General features: G+C 63.0%; 11 protein-coding genes. 9 read left to right on the plus strand and 2 right to left on the minus strand.

Translation table 11 applies throughout. The annotated features are described in order from the left end of the window. Positions 1 to 186: 186 nt before the first annotated feature. From RFM98_RS18010 to RFM98_RS18050, 9 genes are all read left to right on the plus strand, one after another. Positions 187 to 2,103 carry a putative bifunctional diguanylate cyclase/phosphodiesterase gene (locus tag RFM98_RS18010; protein WP_320310130.1) on the plus strand — a complete coding sequence of 639 codons (1,917 nt, stop codon included), beginning with the start codon at positions 187 to 189 and terminating at the stop codon, positions 2,101 to 2,103. Between the two features lie 319 nt (positions 2,104 to 2,422). Continuing rightward, positions 2,423 to 4,402 (plus strand): ABC transporter ATP-binding protein/permease, encoded by a 1,980-nt coding sequence (locus RFM98_RS18015; RefSeq protein WP_430682321.1) that lies wholly within the window; start codon positions 2,423 to 2,425, stop codon positions 4,400 to 4,402. Positions 4,403 to 4,574: 172 nt separating this feature from the next. Beyond that, the gene (locus tag RFM98_RS18020) at positions 4,575 to 4,997 is read left to right on the plus strand and encodes a DOPA 4,5-dioxygenase family protein (protein WP_320310132.1); all 423 of its coding nucleotides are present in this window, start codon (positions 4,575 to 4,577) and stop codon (positions 4,995 to 4,997) included. Between the two features lie 718 nt (positions 4,998 to 5,715). Next, on the plus strand, positions 5,716 to 5,946 hold the full coding sequence (locus RFM98_RS18025) for a hypothetical protein (protein ID WP_320310133.1): 231 nt from the start codon (positions 5,716 to 5,718) through the stop codon (positions 5,944 to 5,946). A 114-nt stretch (positions 5,947 to 6,060) separates the two neighbouring features. Next, complete coding sequence (locus RFM98_RS18030) at positions 6,061 to 6,276, plus strand: DOPA 4,5-dioxygenase family protein (protein WP_320310134.1); 216 nt, start codon at positions 6,061 to 6,063, stop codon at positions 6,274 to 6,276. Between the two features lie 369 nt (positions 6,277 to 6,645). Next, entirely contained in the window at positions 6,646 to 8,685 is a 2,040-nt protein-coding gene (locus RFM98_RS18035; RefSeq protein WP_320310135.1) for a hypothetical protein, read from the plus strand. Positions 8,686 to 8,724: 39 nt separating this feature from the next. Next, complete coding sequence (locus RFM98_RS18040) at positions 8,725 to 9,291, plus strand: hypothetical protein (RefSeq protein ID WP_320310136.1); 567 nt, start codon at positions 8,725 to 8,727, stop codon at positions 9,289 to 9,291. 79 nt (positions 9,292 to 9,370) lie between these two features. Further along, positions 9,371 to 9,832 carry a flavodoxin domain-containing protein gene (locus RFM98_RS18045; protein ID WP_347349893.1) on the plus strand — a complete coding sequence of 154 codons (462 nt, stop codon included), beginning with the start codon at positions 9,371 to 9,373 and terminating at the stop codon, positions 9,830 to 9,832. Positions 9,833 to 10,562: 730 nt separating this feature from the next. Then, the gene (locus RFM98_RS18050) at positions 10,563 to 12,206 is read left to right on the plus strand and encodes an alpha/beta hydrolase (RefSeq protein ID WP_320310138.1); all 1,644 of its coding nucleotides are present in this window, start codon (positions 10,563 to 10,565) and stop codon (positions 12,204 to 12,206) included. A 678-nt stretch (positions 12,207 to 12,884) separates the two neighbouring features. Here the strand turns inward: RFM98_RS18050 and RFM98_RS18055 are convergent. Together RFM98_RS18055 and RFM98_RS18060 are read right to left on the minus strand one after the other, a co-directional pair. Next, on the minus strand, positions 12,885 to 13,130 hold the full coding sequence (locus RFM98_RS18055; RefSeq protein ID WP_041001561.1) for a MoaD/ThiS family protein: 246 nt from the start codon (positions 13,128 to 13,130) through the stop codon (positions 12,885 to 12,887). 16 nt (positions 13,131 to 13,146) lie between these two features. After that, positions 13,147 to 15,411, minus strand: a complete 2,265-nt coding sequence (locus RFM98_RS18060) for a xanthine dehydrogenase family protein molybdopterin-binding subunit (protein WP_320310139.1) — start codon at positions 15,409 to 15,411, stop codon at positions 13,147 to 13,149.

The raw sequence follows: 15,411 nt of genomic DNA on the forward strand, positions 1-15,411 counted from the left end.
GTGTTGAGCCGGCCTCCCGCCGCCTGCGAGGCGCACCTCGCAGCGCTGCCCCTGACCGAGAAATGCACCGTAAACCGCTGAAATCCTTAACACGATTTTCATTCCACTGGCCTAACCAGTAGGGCCATGACAAGGCAAGACGAGCGGCTGGTTGCAGGTCCCTCTTCCGGGGGACAAAGCGAAGCCGTGGAAGCCGGCATCCTGCGCGATCAGCTCGCCGACCTCAGCAAGGGCGTCTTCATCTCGATGCCCGTCGGCACGGTGCTATCGGCCCTGATCCTGGCCGTGCAGCTCTTGTCGGGCGGCGGCCCTGCCGCGGTGCTGTGGTTTGCCGTGGTCGCCGTGATAAATGGCGCGCGCGTGGTGCTGGCCGCCGCCAAGCCGGACGTCACCGGCGACAGGCCGGATGTGGCCGGCGACCGGCTTTCCCTTTATGGCCTGCTGGCGCTGGCATCGGGCGTCGCCTGGTCTTTTCTGGCGTTGCTGAGCGACGGATACACCACGGCCCAGGCGCCGCTCTATCTGATCGTCCTTGCCGGCGCCTCGGCCGGTTCGGTCACCTACTGCACCTCCTACGCGCCGGCTTCTATCAACTTCATCACGCTGCCGCTTCTTACCGCCGCCGGCTGCGTGCTGGCCAAAGGCGGCGTCGAGAATTATGTGCTCGCCTTCACAATCCTGCTCTTCCTCGGCGGCATGATCAGAGGCGCGCTTCTGGGACAATCCCGCTTCCGCGAGACGAGCCGCCTCAAATACGAGGCGCGCGAGTTCGCCGCCGAGATGGAGCGCAACTCCAGGCGCGACCCTCTGACGAATTTGCTCAACCGGTATGGGCTGGAGCAGGCGATCGCCAAGCTCGGGATTTCCGACGGCCCCTTCGTGGCCATGCTGATCGACCTCGACGGCTTCAAATCCGTCAACGACACCTACGGCCACAACATCGGCGACGACCTGCTGGTCAAGGTGGCGCGCAGGATAGAAGAGCATGCCCCGCGCAGCGCAACGATCGCTCGCATCGGCGGCGACGAATTCGTCCTGCTTTTCCCTGTGGGCCAATCCCCGGAGCCGGCGGGCGAGCTTGCATCCGCCATCATCGCGGCCATCGCCAATCCTGATCCGGAGCTGAATTCGGTGTGCGTCGGCGCGTCGATCGGCATCTATCAGTCGGACAAGCCGCGACTGACGGAGATGCTGCTCAAGGCGGATTTCGCGCTCTACGCGGCCAAGCGCGGCGGCAGGAACGAATATTGCCTGTTCGACGCCGGGCTCGACAGCGCGCTGGAACGCAAGAACTGCATCGAGCGCGACCTGCGCGGCGCGATTGAAGCCGGCACGCTCTGCTCCTGGTTCCAGCCTTTGGTGCGGCTCGACACCAGCGCGGTCGTCGGCTTCGAGGCGCTGCTGCGCTGGCGCCATGATGTCCATGGCGCCATCTCGCCGCCCGAGATCGTCACCGCCGCGCGCGAAACCGGCCTGCTTTCGTTTTTGTCCGAGACGGTGTTCCGCAATTGCTGCGCCATGATCGGCGAGCTGGTGAGACAGGGCCGCCAGGATGTGCGGGTGGCGATGAACCTTTCGCCGCGCGAGCTCGAGGCCGGCAATGTCGACGACATGATCCTCGACGGGCTGAAGGCGAAAAATGTGCCCGCCGCGATGCTCGAGATCGAGATCACCGAGGAGGCGCCGGTCGACCGCGACAGGGTCGACGAAAAGGTCGGGCGCCTGGCGGATGCCGGCATATCGATCGTTCTGGACGATTTCGGCACCGGCTTTTCGACCTTGGTTTCGCTGAAGGACAGCCGCATCCGCAAGATCAAGATCGACAAGAATTTCGTCCGCGACCTGGCGAAATCCTTGGAGGATCAGGCCGTCGTCGAGGCGGTCATCGGTCTCGGCCGCACGCTGGGGATCGAGGTGATGGCCGAGGGCGTCGAGACCGACGCCGACCGCATGATCCTGCGCTCGCTGGGCTGCATGATCGCGCAAGGCTATTTGTTTTCGGCGGCACTGCCGATGCGCGACGCGCTGGCCTTCGACGCGACCGGCGCCGCCGAAGCCCGTTTCGAGCCGCGGCGCAATTCCCGCAGCGGCAACGCCGCCTGATCGGCGGCCTGCCCCGGCATTCATCGTGATCCGGCCGGCAATTCACGCCAAAAAGGGCAGGACAGCCGCGAAGCGCAGCCCGCATGAAACCTTTTGATTTTTGGGCCGTTGTCGCGCGATGCCCCCGGCCAAGCACAAACCGAACCCCCCCGACAGCGCCACGCAGGGCGGTGCAAGCAAGCCGCGCCCGGTGAAGTCGCGCCAAAAGAAGCCGGGCCAGCTGAAACCGCGCGGCGCCCTCAAGCCGCGCCCGGATAAGGCGCCGGAAGACAAGCGGCCAAACAGCAAGCGGCCAGACGGCAAGTTGCCAGACGGCAAGCTGCAAGAAGACGGAGCGCGGCGAGAGAAAGCGCGGCCCCCGGCCGACGGGAAGCCGCGCGAGGCGAAGGCGCCGACCGCCGAAGCCGAGTCCGAAGTCGTCGGCGAGGCCGCGCCGCCGCCGCCGGTGGCCGCCGAGCCCGGGCCGAAGCTGACGCCGGAGGAGACCGAGCGGGCGCGCAAGAGATACCTGCTGCGGCGCTTCTGGATCAGCGGGCGAGGCTACTGGGGCCTGCGCGGCGACAGGCTCGCCTGGCCGCTGACGATCGGGCTTTTGCTGCTGATCTGCATCAATGTCGGTTTTCAATACGGCATCAACCGCTGGAACCGCGCGATCTTCGACGCCATCGAGCAGCGCGATGCCCACACCGTCTATGTCTTGAGCGCCATCTTCCTGCCGCTGGTCGCCGGCAGCATCAGCCTGGTCGTCACCCAGGTTTACCTGCGCATGACCATGCAGCGCCGCTGGCGTTCCTGGCTGACCACGGCGGTCATCCAGCGCTGGCTGGCCAGCGGCCGCTACTACCAGCTCAATCTCGTCAAGGGCGACCACGCCAATCCCGAGGCCCGGCTGACGGAGGATCTGCGCATTGCGACCGAATCGCCGGTCGATTTCGTCGCCGGCGTCCTCAACGCCTTCCTGTCGGCCTCGACCTTTATCGTCGTGCTGTGGACCATCGGCGGCGCGCTGAGTTTTACGCTGGGCGGCTCCACCATCACCGTGCCCGGCTTCCTCGTCGTCACCGCGGTCATCTATGCGGCGATCACCTCGACCTCGATGTTTACCATCGGCCGCCGCTTCGTCCAGCTTTCCGAGGAGAAGAACCAGGCCGAAGCCGAGTTCCGCTACGTGCTGACGCGCGTGCGCGAAAACGGCGAGAGCATCGCGCTGCTCGGCGGCGAGGAGGAGGAAAATGCCGGCATCGACCGCACCTTCGCCGGCGTGCTCGGCCGCTGGGCGCGGCTCACCGGCCAACACATGCGAACGGCACTGGTCTCGCAAGGGTCCAGCCTGTTCGCGCCGGTGGTGCCGGTGCTGCTTTGCGCGCCAAAATTCCTCGACGGCTCGATGAGCCTCGGCCAGGTGATGCAGGCGGCCTCCGCCTTCGCCATCGTGCAGGGCGCGTTCGGCTGGCTGGTCGACAATTATCCGCGCCTTGCCGACTGGAACGCGTCCGCCCACCGCATCGCCTCGCTGATGATGTCGCTCGACGGGCTTGAGCGCGCCGAGACGAGCGACACGCTGGGCCGCATCCAGCATGGCGAGACCGAAGACGGCGCAATGCTCTCGCTCGACGAGCTCTCGGTGACGCTCGACGACGGCACCGGCGTGGTCAAGGAAACCGAGGTGATGATCGAGCCCGGCGAGCGCGTGCTGGTATCGGGCGAATCCGGTTCAGGCAAGTCGACGCTGGTGCGAGCGATTGCCGGCCTCTGGCCCTGGGGCAGCGGCAACGTCGATTTCCATCCGGGCAAGCGGCTGTTCATGCTGCCGCAGCGCCCCTACATCCCGTCCGGCACGCTGCGCCGCGCCACCGCCTATCCCGCCGCCGCCGACAACTGGAAGAAGGCCGAGATCACCGCCGCCCTCGACAAGGTCGGCCTCGGCTATCTGAAGGGCCGGCTGGAGGAGGAGGCGCCTTGGGACCAGACGCTGTCGGGCGGCGAAAAGCAGCGCCTGGCCTTCGCGCGGCTCTTGCTGCACTCGCCCGATATCGTCGTGCTCGACGAAGCCACCTCGGCGCTGGACGAAAAGAGCCAGGACAAGATGATGAAGACGGTGATCCGCGAGCTGCCGAAAGTCACCATCATCAGCGTCGCCCACCGCGCCGAGCTGGAAGCGTTCCACACCCGCAAGATCACGCTGGAACGGCGCGAGGGCGGGGCGAAGCTGGTCAGCGATGTCGAGCTTGTGCCGAGGCGGAAGCGGGGATTGCTGCAGCGGGCGCTGTGGGGGAGTGGCGCGAACGGCAAGGGGTAGGGTGGCGCTGCGAAGTGGTGCGCAACCGCGGAGGTTGCTCCCCCGCCAGCGTCTGCTATTGCGCGCCAAGCACGCCGACGCTGAACGGACCGTTGAGCGGTTCACCGTTTCCCTGAAACGAAGAACCACCTAGAGTCCCGCGCACTGGAAACTTCGGGGAGGGAGCATCGCGATGAACGAAGCCAAGTCGCAGGATCCAAGGCGGCTCGCGGAGATCGCCAGCTACCACGCCCATATCTACTATGACGGAGAGGCCGACCGGCAGCACGCCGAATGGCTGCGCCTGCGCATCGCGGAACGCTTCCGCGTGCGCCTCGGCAACTGGCGCGACGAGCCGGTCGGCCCGCACGAGCAGGCCATGTACCAGGTCTCCTTCGCCACCGAAATTTTCGCCACGCTGGTTCCCTGGCTGATGCTGAACCATGGCGGCCTGAGCATCCTCATCCACCCCAACACCACCAACCCCAAGCGCGACCACCTGATCGACCCGATCTGGATCGGCCGCGCGCTCGGCGTGCATGGCGAGGTTCTCGGCGAGGAGGACGAGGCGGAAGAAGCCCTGGAGGTGAATACCGAGCCGACGTTGGAGGCGTAGCTCCGGCGGGGCTTGTATGAAACTTTTCCAATGCTCGCCGGTTTTATCGGAAATCGAAGGTTTCTGTTTCATGGCGAGTCGAGATCGGGCACCAGCCACAAAACCGCGAAAGCCGCGAACTCGCCCTCTGAAGGGTGAGGATGCGGAGGTTAAACACGTGGTCGAAACGCAAGACGTGTCACCGAACCAGGCGCGGGAGCTTGTGCGTCGCTACGGAAATGACTGGCGCAAAATCGACGACGCCGCCAAGTCCTACAAGGACGAGTAGCCGCTTGCGCATCAGGGCCCACGCGATCGCACCCATATCCTTCCCTTTGGTGTACATTAGCCTATTTGAATATGCGGCGGTCCTAATGGACCGCCTCGGCCGGCGCCTGTTCAGGCAATCTCCCAACAAGAGCGGCGCCGGCCACCCGCCAGGCCGAAGCGTCATGCCAAAATGTGAAAGAGCCCGTTCCCTGACCGGAAACGGGCTCTCTATCGGGACCTGCGAGAATGCCGGCTTCTCCGGAACCCCCGCTGGTCGGAGATGGCAGACTCATCCCGACGCGGCGCGGTCAGCGCGCCGTCTGCCTATCGAACGGCTTCCTTGCCGAAATGTTCCATTAGCAATCGCTTGGAAGACATTGGCGCCGACCAGCCCGATTATGAATCCAGGAACAAATGCAATCGGCGACGGTTTCCCAAGCGAAGGGACCGCAACGACGAATGCGGAACAATGCTTGAACTTCTAGACCTAGAACTGGCCAAGGCCCGTCAACGCTTGAACCGGGCCGAATGCGCGCTGGAACGTGCCGAAGGAATGCTTGAAGCGGACAACGGCGTCAGCGTCAATCTCGCGCTGTGCTGCCGAATACGATCCGCGCAACGGCGCGTCGCCGATGCAAGAGACCGCCTCGCAAAGATCAAACCGCGAAGACCAGGTGGCGATATTCAGTCGGCTCTTTGAAGCCGGCCGCTTGAAGCTGGCCGCCGAACGCAGCCTGTCAGGCCGTGACTTCGGAGATTGGCATTTCCTCTCCCTCCATGAAATGGGGGAGAGGTGGCTCAAAGCCGAGACGGAGTGGGGGCCAGCGCTGCGCTCTGCGATTGCGCGCCAAACACGCCGATGCTGCCATGGCTGATGCTGGACCACGGCGGCCTGAGTATCCTCATCCACCCCAACACCACCAACCCCAAACGCGACCACCTTGTCGACCCGATCTGGATCGGCCGCGCGCTGGCGGCGCATGGCGAGGTGCTGCGCGAGGAGGACGAGGCGAAGAGGCCCCGGAGGTGAATACCGAGCCGACGCTGGGGGTGTGAGGCAGCGCGTCCTCGCAGCCATGCACGCGCGACGAGAGAGCCAGAGACCACGTTGCACGTGGCGAACTGCGGAAGCGTCAATCGGATTCAGTTGCATATATGCAGATTTGCTAAAATCTGCCGCCCCCGACACGGCGTGTTTGCCAAGTTCACGATTGGAGCTGCGCAAGGGCAGCATAATCCAGGCTGGAAAAGAAATGAACACAGCCCGGCCGTTACTGGTGATGTGCTCGAGACACACACGCGATAAAGAGCTGCGGCGAGCGGTTCTACTGCTTGCCAAACTGACGGCCAGCACATAAGCCTGCATATCTGCGATCAATGATCCTCGGGGGAGGGACTTGTGGCGAAACCAAAACAGCTCGCGACGAAATGCGCCGCGTTGTGCCTGGGCGCGGCGATCCTCGCCATGCCGGTTGCCGATGCGCTGGCCGACAATGTCGTTGCGGACGACCAGATCGTTCAGGGAAGCCTCTGCGTGGGCCTTGATTGCGTCAACAACGAGTCCTTCGGGTTCAACACGATCGTCGTGAAGGAAAACAACACACGCATTTACTTCGACGACACGAGCACGTCGGCCGGATATGCCGCCAACGACTGGGCGCTGATCGCGAACGATACCGGGTCGGGTGGCGCCAACTACTTCGGCATCCAGGATGCGACGAACAACAGGATGGTGTTCCGCGTGGATGCGGGCGCTCCCGAGAACGCGGTCTATGTCAGTAGCTCTGGGAATCTCGGGCTCGGCACGTCCAACCCGGCGCTTGGCCTGCAGATAACCCGAGGCGATACGCCCGCGATCCGCCTGGAGCAGACAAACGCCGGCGGCTTCACGGCGCAGACCTGGGACATCGGCGCCAACGAGGCGAATTTCTTCGTCCGCGACACGACGAACGGCAGCCGGCTTCCTTTCCGCATCCGGCCGGGCGCGCCGACGAGCAGCATCGACATCGCCGCGAACGGCAATGTCGGCCTCGGCACCGCTTCCCCCGACAGCAAGCTGCATGTCTACGGCAGCTCCTTGGAAGATACGTTCGAGACCATCGGCGTGTCCTCGGCGGCCAACGCGGACGGGCTGACGCTCGGCTATGGCGGCGCGAGCTTCGGCGTCGGAACCTCGCTGATCAACGCCCATTCGGCGACCGGCTCGAGCGGCCGGCTTCTCCTTGCCACCGATGGCGTGACGCGCATGACCATCGATGGAAATGGAAATGTGGGAATCGGCACGGATACGCCGGCCGCGGGCCTCGATGTCGTGGGCACTGTCCGCTTTGCATCGCTTGCGGGCTGCACGTCCGGCATTGGCACCAATGCCTCGGGCGACCTGGCGTGCATCACCGGCGGAAGCGGAAATCCGCCCTATTACGACACGACCGCCTCCGGCACGCAGCCGAACGCGAGCGGGACCAATTCCACCGCGGCCGGCTCGGGCAGCAACGCCAGCGGCACCAACGCGCTGGCCGGCGGCACAAACAACCAGTCGCAGGGAGACAACACCACCGTCATCGGCTCCAACAACAGCGTCACGGGCGACGACAGCGGCGCCTTCGGCACGGGCAACACCGTCAACGGCAACGGCAGCTACGCGATCGGCGATCCCAATGTCGTCAACGGCGACAAGTCCTTCGTCTACGGCGACGACAATGCCGTCAACGCCCCGAACGTCGCCGGCAACGGCGACGGGATCCAGGTCCTCGGCTCGAACAACACCGTCGCAAGCACCGCCAATTCCTCCGGATCGGTGGTGATAGGATCGGGCAACACGGTCAACGCCACCAACGCCGTCGCGCTCGGCAACGCAACGACCGTGACCGGCGCCAACGCAATCGCCATGGGATCGGGCGCATCCTCGGCCGGCCTGAACGCGGTTGCGATCGGCCAGGGTGCCAGCGCCGGCTATGCGGGCTCGGCGGCCTATGGCTCGGGCGCGGTCGCGACAAGGCGGAACGAGCAGGTGTTCGGAACGGCGAGCAACACCTATGCGATGCCCGGCTTGACGTCGGCGGCAAGCTCATCGGCCCAAATCGGCGCGATTGAGATCGTCACCACCGATTCCAGCGGCCATCTCGCCTCCGTGACCCCGGGCGCTCTCGGCTTTGCCGACCCTGCGCAATTCAATAGCCTCAACTCGCGCATCGACAGCGTCGGCAGCCGCGCCTATTCCGGCGTCGCCATGGCCATGGCGCTGGCCGGCGCCCCGACGGTGCTTCCGGACGAAAAATTCGTCACCACCTTGAACTGGGGCACGTTCGAAGGCGCCAATGCCTTTGCGCTCAGCGCGGGCGCCCGGCTCGGCTCGCAGCTCCAGCTGAATGGCGGCGTCGCCTTCGATCCCAACCGGCGCATGGCCGGCGGACGGCTGGGCCTGAGGATGAGCTGGTAGGAAGCGGCCCGCCGGCTGGACATGATGATGCCGATGCGAATGGTCACAACCCTCCTGGCGGCGACGCTGGTCGTGTGCGCCGCCGGGCCTGGCCTTGCCCAGACACAGACACAGACACAGACGCCGGCGCCGGCGCCGGCGTCGGGCAAGAAGAAGGAGGCATCGCCGGCCGCACCGGCCGCGCCCGCCTGGCCGGCAAATGCCGCGCAATCGATCTATCTCGCCCGCAGCACGATGATGGCTCTCCAGCAGGCGGTGGAGACAGGCAACTTCACGGTGCTGAGGGACATGGGCTCGCCAGGCTTTCGCGCCCAGAACACCGCAGCCGACCTTGCGATCAGGTTCCAGGCGCTGCGCCAGTCCGGCGCCGATCTCACGGCGGTTGCCGTCGTCGCCCCGCAACTGTCCACGCCGCCCTTTCTCGATCCCCAGAAGCAACTGCACCTTGTAGGCCTGTTCCCCACGCAGCCGCTGGAAATCGATTTCGACCTGTCCTTCGAAAACGTCGACAACCGCTGGCGGGTCTCCGCCATCGGCGTGACAGCCGCCCCCGCGCCGAAAGCGCCGGATGCGGGGAGTGGCGATAAGGGGAAGGCGGCGAAGTAGACTGCGCTGCTGGTGGCGATATAGCGGAGGAAATCGCCATGACGAACCGCTGCAGGATAGCGCGGCACTTGCATCCGATTTGAAGCTCGGACACTTCGACGCGTTCGTCATCGCCGCGTCGGTCCACCAGGAGCACCACCAGGAAGCCGTCACGAACTTCGTGTTTGCGCATCACGACCTGCTGAGCGCCAAGCCTTCGGCCCTCATATCCGTCAGCCTGTCGGCGGCGCTGGAAGGCCACAACGTGGACGCTAAAAGATACGTGGATCGCTTCGTTTCCGTGACGGCGTGGCAACCCCGCATGACCCTCCTTCTCGGGGGCGCCCTGCGCTTCACCAAGTACGATTACTTTCAGGAGCAGTTCGTCAAATTCGTCGTCATGAAGAACGGCGATCCGAGCCTCGAGCGCGATCACGAATTCACCGACTGGAACGCACTCGCCGACTTCGCCGATCGATTCCTTGAGACGATCGCTAATGCATGTCGCCCAGAAGTGTGCAGCGGTTCTGGGACAACGACATGCATCAAGACAAAGACTTAAAGCGCGTCGCCTGAATCCGGTTCAGCGCGACGCGCTTTAGGCAATTCCAGGAAGCGAAACGGGCTGACGAAGGGCGGCTTCCAAAAAGCGGATTCGCCGAGCCTTGAATGAATGCCGGCCCTGGAACGTCGAGATCGTGACCCCGCCGGTCTGCCTACCCCCCAGCCAGCCGCGGCAGCAGGAAAATCTCCGCCCCAGGCGGCAGCTCCTTCGACCAGGTATTGCGATAGATCGTCCCCGTCGATCGCCACCGTGATCCCGCGATCGCTCTGTTCGAGGGCGGGATACTGTTCCGAGAGTTTGCGGAACAGCTCCCTATGTCTTGGGGCCTCGATGTCGACCTTGCTCCGGCCTCCGGCGGCGGCGCCTAGCGAGCCCCGGAACTGGTACTGGCTCTCGACATAAGACGCGCGGCTCAATCAAAATCACTACATCCTCCCATCTGTCGCCTTGTCTCGACCTTTGAATTAGAGTATTCTAATGTGCTCTCGGTGAGCGGAGGTAGGAACAAACTTTCAAGACTTTCAGGGGGACAAGAACGCAGCCGCGATTACGAGCGGCCATAGCCGACTACATCGATCGGCAAATGCGACCTTAAAGCACCGAGCATTTGCTATGCGTCCGGAAAGCTTCCGCTGAGCATTTCCGGCGTAAGTAGCAACGTTGTTTGCGCCTTTATCGTATGTATTCTATTTAGCGTGGCAGTCGGCGTGTAGCAAGACTGCTCGTCATGGGGGGTAAGCAGAAAATGAATGCTACAGGGCATCTCTTTGAAAAAAGGGGTCAGACGCTAACTTTGGCCCGATACGTGTTCATCAACTTGTATCTCGCGGTAGCGTCGGTTGCATTTCTCATCTGCGCGGAGTGCGGAGATGTCTATGCGGCGGAGTTCAAAAAAACGAACTGTTGGTTCGAAATGCCGCGAGATCGCGCAATGACGTGCGGGACCCTCAATGTACCTGAAAACCGCAAGAAAGAGACCAGTAATCAGGTTGTCCTGTCAGTTGTCGTCTTCGAGCCGGACCGCGAACGACATGAGCCTATCGTGTTCCTCACGGGAGGGCCGGGCCAGCCCGCTGAGATCGGTAGCAGCGAAGAGATTGATTCTTGGTGGGAATTCATTGGCGCCCAAAGTTGGATGATTGGTCGCCGAGTGGTCGTCGTTGACCAGCGGGGTATTGGAAAATCTGCTCCGGCTCTGGACTGCTCTCAATATTTTGAGCCTGATCACTGGAACGGAATTCTGTCGAACGTCGGGGCCGACAACAGCTTTGGCAAGGTCCAAAGAAAAGAACTTGTCGCATGCCGGACCGCGTTGATCGCAAAAGGAATTGACCTTGACGCCTACAACACCGAGGAAAACGCGGAGGATATCAATGATCTTCGGCGCGCTCTCGGGATAGAAAAATGGGTGCTCTATGGTGTGTCTTACGGCACCAGACTTGCTCTTGAAGTGATGAATCAGCACCCGGAAGGCGTCTCCGCGAGCGTATTGGACTCGGTTGTTCCGTTGGACGTCAACTACCTGGATGAAGACGGTCCAAACTTGGAGCGGTCACTAAAGGTTTTGGAGCGGGATTGCCAGAAAGCAAATAGCTGTATTCAAGATCTACCCGAAGTTGTCAAAACTATCGCAAGACAATTGGACCGTCAGCCGTTATTTTTACGGAGTGCGGAAAAGCAAGCGCGCTATACATATGTTTCTGGCGCAGATTTCCTCGATCTAATATTTGGCATGTTATATGATCGCGATGCTATCTCGACGCTGCCGGAGCTGATCCGGAGGACCTATGAACAGGATTTCAGGCCGTTGGCGGAGATATCTTTCGAGGCAGACGACTTGGAAATTTCCCAAGGAATGGACTATTCCGTCACTTGCTCGGATAGTGATCTTCCCAATCTGAGTGGCAAGCAAGACCAATATTGGGCAAAGTGGGTTGAATCAGACGATTACTCGTGGGCGTGCCCACTTTGGATCCTTGAGAGCGGACCGGCATCGCAGAAGCGGCCACACCGCACTGACATACCGACTCTTCTGTTGTCAGGAGAATATGATCCAGCGACGCCAACCGAGTGGGCAAACCACGCAGCCGAAACGCTGCCCTTCGGGCAAGTGGTCGTCTTTCGGGGGATCGGACACGATGTGATCGATTCCGACCCATGCGGGTCGAAGGTAGCTGCCGATTTCCTTGCAAATCCCAGACGCAAGCTGGCGACTGAGTGTATTGACCAGATGGAGGCTCCCCAGTTCGTGGGCCCTGTAGGGAAAACGTGGTCGGGAGTCGAAGCACAAAATGCGCTATCGGCGACGACTGGCAAGCATATTAGATTGCCGTTCCGGGCCGGACGCAGCATTTCCATCTCTTCCAAGTAGTATGCGATGCCAGCGGTGCAGCAATTATGCAATCTATTTGTAACGAAAATGGAGTGGGAGATTGGGCAATGCCTACATCACGTCGTGCGCTGCTTTTCCTCATGAGCGCAAGTGTCATATGCGCCTCTTTTAGTGGTGTCGCGTCTGCGAAAGGCGGCAGGGGCGGCGGTGGAAAGGGGGCGGGACGCGATGGCGCGATGGATACCGGAACCGGGCTGGTATCCAGTTCGGTCAGCGGAACCAACCCGGCACAGATAAGAACCTATAGAATCTTCGAAGGCAAAGGATGTCGCGGTGACTACGCTCGGCTTTGTCCCATGAAACCGATGGGTAAATGCGATCTTGAAGGCAAGATCGAGCAGTTGTCACCTCGCTGCAAAGCTTTCGTCGAGACGCATCGGTAACAGTCGCAGTGGTCGGTCGTCCACATTGCCTTTGGCTAGCCAGTTTTCAGGCGGCGGTCTACCAGATTTACGCTGAGGACACGGAGCGGCGGGTGTTGGTCCTAAAGCGCGTCGCGCTGAACCGGATCCAGGCGACGCGCTTTAAGTCTTTGTTTTTATGCATGTCGTTGTCCCAGAACCGCTGCACACTTCTGGGCGACATGCATTAGGCAAGTCATAGCTGCCTAAAATTCTTTAAAGGCTGCAGGTCGATGGTGGGCGAATGCTTGTCCGCCTACCCCCCAGCCAATCTCGGCAGCAGAAAAATCTCCGCGTCCTTTGGCAGCTCCTTCGACCACGTATCGCGATAGATCGTCCCATCGATCGCCACCGCTATCCCGCGATCGATCCACGGCTCGATGCCGGGATACTGTTCCGCCAGCTTGCGGAACAGCTCCCTGATGTCCTTGGCCTCGATGTCGTGCTTGGCCTTGCCTCCGGCGACGGCGCTGAGCGAGCCCCAGAGGGTGACTTCGACCATCGCCGCTAGCCTCGGTTCAGCCTTCCCGCTCCGCATCCAGCGCCGCCAGGATCCGCGGCGGCGACATCGGGATGTGGGTCATGCGCACGCCGACCGCGTTCGACACCGCGTTGGCGATCGCCGCCAGCGGCGGCACGATCGAGGTTTCGCCCACGCCGCGCACGCCATAGGGGTGGTTGGGGTTGGGGATTTCCAGGATCTGCGTGTCGATCATCGGCAGGTCGGAGCAGACCGGGATGCGGTAGTCGAGGAAGCCCGCATTCTGCAGCCGCCCGTCCTGGCCGTAGATATACTCCTCGTTGAGCGCCCAGCCGATGCCTTGCGCGGCACCGCCCTGGTACTGGCCCTCGACATAGGTCGGGTGCACCGCCTTGCCGGCATCCTGCACCACCGTGTAGCGGATCACCTTGGTGAAGCCCGTCTCGGGGTCGACCTCGATGTCGCAGATATGGGTGGCGAAGGAGACGCCGGCGCCGTCGGCGACGAGCTCGCTATGGCCGGCGATCGGCCCGCCGGTCGTGCCCGATTTTGCCGCGATGTCCTTGAGCGACAGCGGCGAGAGGTTGCCGTATTTCTCGCCCTTGGCGATCGCATGGCCCTTTTCCCAGGTGACGTCCTCGACCGGGATATCCCACATCTGCGCTGCGCGATCCTTGAGGATCAGAATAGCGTTGCGGGCGGCCGAGATCGTCGCCATCGAGGAGGAGAAGGTGCCGCGGCTGCCGTCGGTCATGTCGTTGTAACCGAGGGAAGACGTGTCGGCGACGATCGCCTTGACCTGGCTATAGTCGATGCCGAGCTCCTCCGCCGCCACCAGCGACAGCGACGCGCGGGACCCACCCACATCCACCGTGCCGACGGCCAGCGACACCGAGCCGTCCATGCCGATGTTCAAGTCCGTGCAGGTCTGGCCGCCGAAATTGAACCAGAAGCCGCAGGCCATGCCGCGTCCCTGGTTCGCCTTGAGCGGCGCCTTCATGTGCGGATGCTTCTTCACCGCCTCCAGCGTCGGCCCGATGCCGATCGGTCCGTAGACCGGGCCGTAGGAGGCGCGGGTGCCTTCCTGCGCGGCGTTCTTGATGCGGAAGTCCACCGCGTCCATGCCGAGCTCGCGGGCGAGCTCGTCGATCGAACTTTCCACCGCGAAGGCCGCCATCGGCGCGGAAGGCGCGCGATAGGCCGCGGTCTTGGGCCGGTTGACCAGCACTTCGTAGCCGACGGTCTTGACGTTTTCGAGCTTGTAGCAGGCAAACGCCGTCATCGCGCCGATCTCGGCCCAGGAGCCGGCATAGGGGCCGCAGCTATAGCGCAGCGTCGCTTCCGCGGCGGTGATCGTGCCGTCCTTCCTGGCGCCGATCTTGACGTCGATCGAGGTGGCGCTGGTCGGACCTGAGGCGCGGAACACCTCGTCGCGGGTCATCACCAGCTTCACCGGGCGGCCGGCCTTGCGCGACAGGGCCAGCGCCACCGGCTCGGCCCAGACATGGGTCTTGCCGCCGAAGCCGCCGCCGATCTCCGACGAGGTGACGCGCAGCTTCGAGGCTTCCATGCCAAGCAGCTGGGCGCAATGCTGGCGGTAGACGAAATGGCCTTGCGTGCACACCCACAAATCCGCCGTGCCGTCCGGGTTGACGCTCGCCACGCAGGCATGCGGCTCGATATAGCCCTGATGCGTCTGCTCGGTCTTGAAGGAGCGCTCGACGATGAAATCGGCCTGGGCAAAGCCCTTGTGCACGTCGCCATGGCCGAACTGCGTGCGCTTGGTGACGTTGGAGGGTTTTGCCGGCTTCTCCTCGAGGCCTTCGGTGAAGATCTGATCGTTGATCAGCGGCGCGTGGTGGTGCGCTGCCTCGTCGACATCGGTAACATGCGGCAGCACCTCATAGTCGACCTCGATCAGCTTCAGCGCCTGGCGCGCTATGCGGGCGTCGATCGCCGCGACCGCAGCCACCGCATGGCCGTCATAGAGCGCCTTCTTGCGCGCCATCGAGTTGTCGAGAATGTCGTACATGGCGGCATCGCCATCGGTGAGGTCGGGCAGGTCCTTCGCCGTGATCACCGCCTTCACGCCGGCGAGCTTTTCGGCCTTCGAGGTGTCGATCTTCCTGATCACCGCATGGGCGTGCGGGCTGCGCAGGATCCGGCCGACCAGCTGTCCCGCCATGTTGAAGTCGGCGCCATAGCGGGCGCGTCCCGTCACCTTGTCGACGCCGTCGGGGCGGATCGGCCGCGTGCCGACCGAGGAGAAATTACGTCCGGAGTAGCGCGGATCGAAGTTCAT

The sequence above is a fragment of the Mesorhizobium australafricanum genome, from assembly GCF_033977265.1.
Lineage (GTDB): Bacteria > Pseudomonadota > Alphaproteobacteria > Rhizobiales > Rhizobiaceae > Mesorhizobium > Mesorhizobium australafricanum.

What these genes read in the sequence shown, in the direction of transcription:
- RFM98_RS18060 (WP_320310139.1), bottom strand. Translation starts at nt 15,411, where the DNA reads ATGAACTTCGATCCGCGCTACTCCGGACGTAATTTCTCCTCGGTCGGC.
- RFM98_RS18050 (WP_320310138.1), top strand. Translation starts at nt 10,563, where the DNA reads ATGGGGGGTAAGCAGAAAATGAATGCTACAGGGCATCTCTTTGAAAAA.
- RFM98_RS18020 (WP_320310132.1), top strand. Translation starts at nt 4,575, where the DNA reads ATGAACGAAGCCAAGTCGCAGGATCCAAGGCGGCTCGCGGAGATCGCC.
- RFM98_RS18055 (WP_041001561.1), bottom strand. Translation starts at nt 13,130, where the DNA reads ATGGTCGAAGTCACCCTCTGGGGCTCGCTCAGCGCCGTCGCCGGAGGC.
- RFM98_RS18040 (WP_320310136.1), top strand. Translation starts at nt 8,725, where the DNA reads ATGGTCACAACCCTCCTGGCGGCGACGCTGGTCGTGTGCGCCGCCGGG.
- RFM98_RS18025 (WP_320310133.1), top strand. Translation starts at nt 5,716, where the DNA reads ATGCTTGAACTTCTAGACCTAGAACTGGCCAAGGCCCGTCAACGCTTG.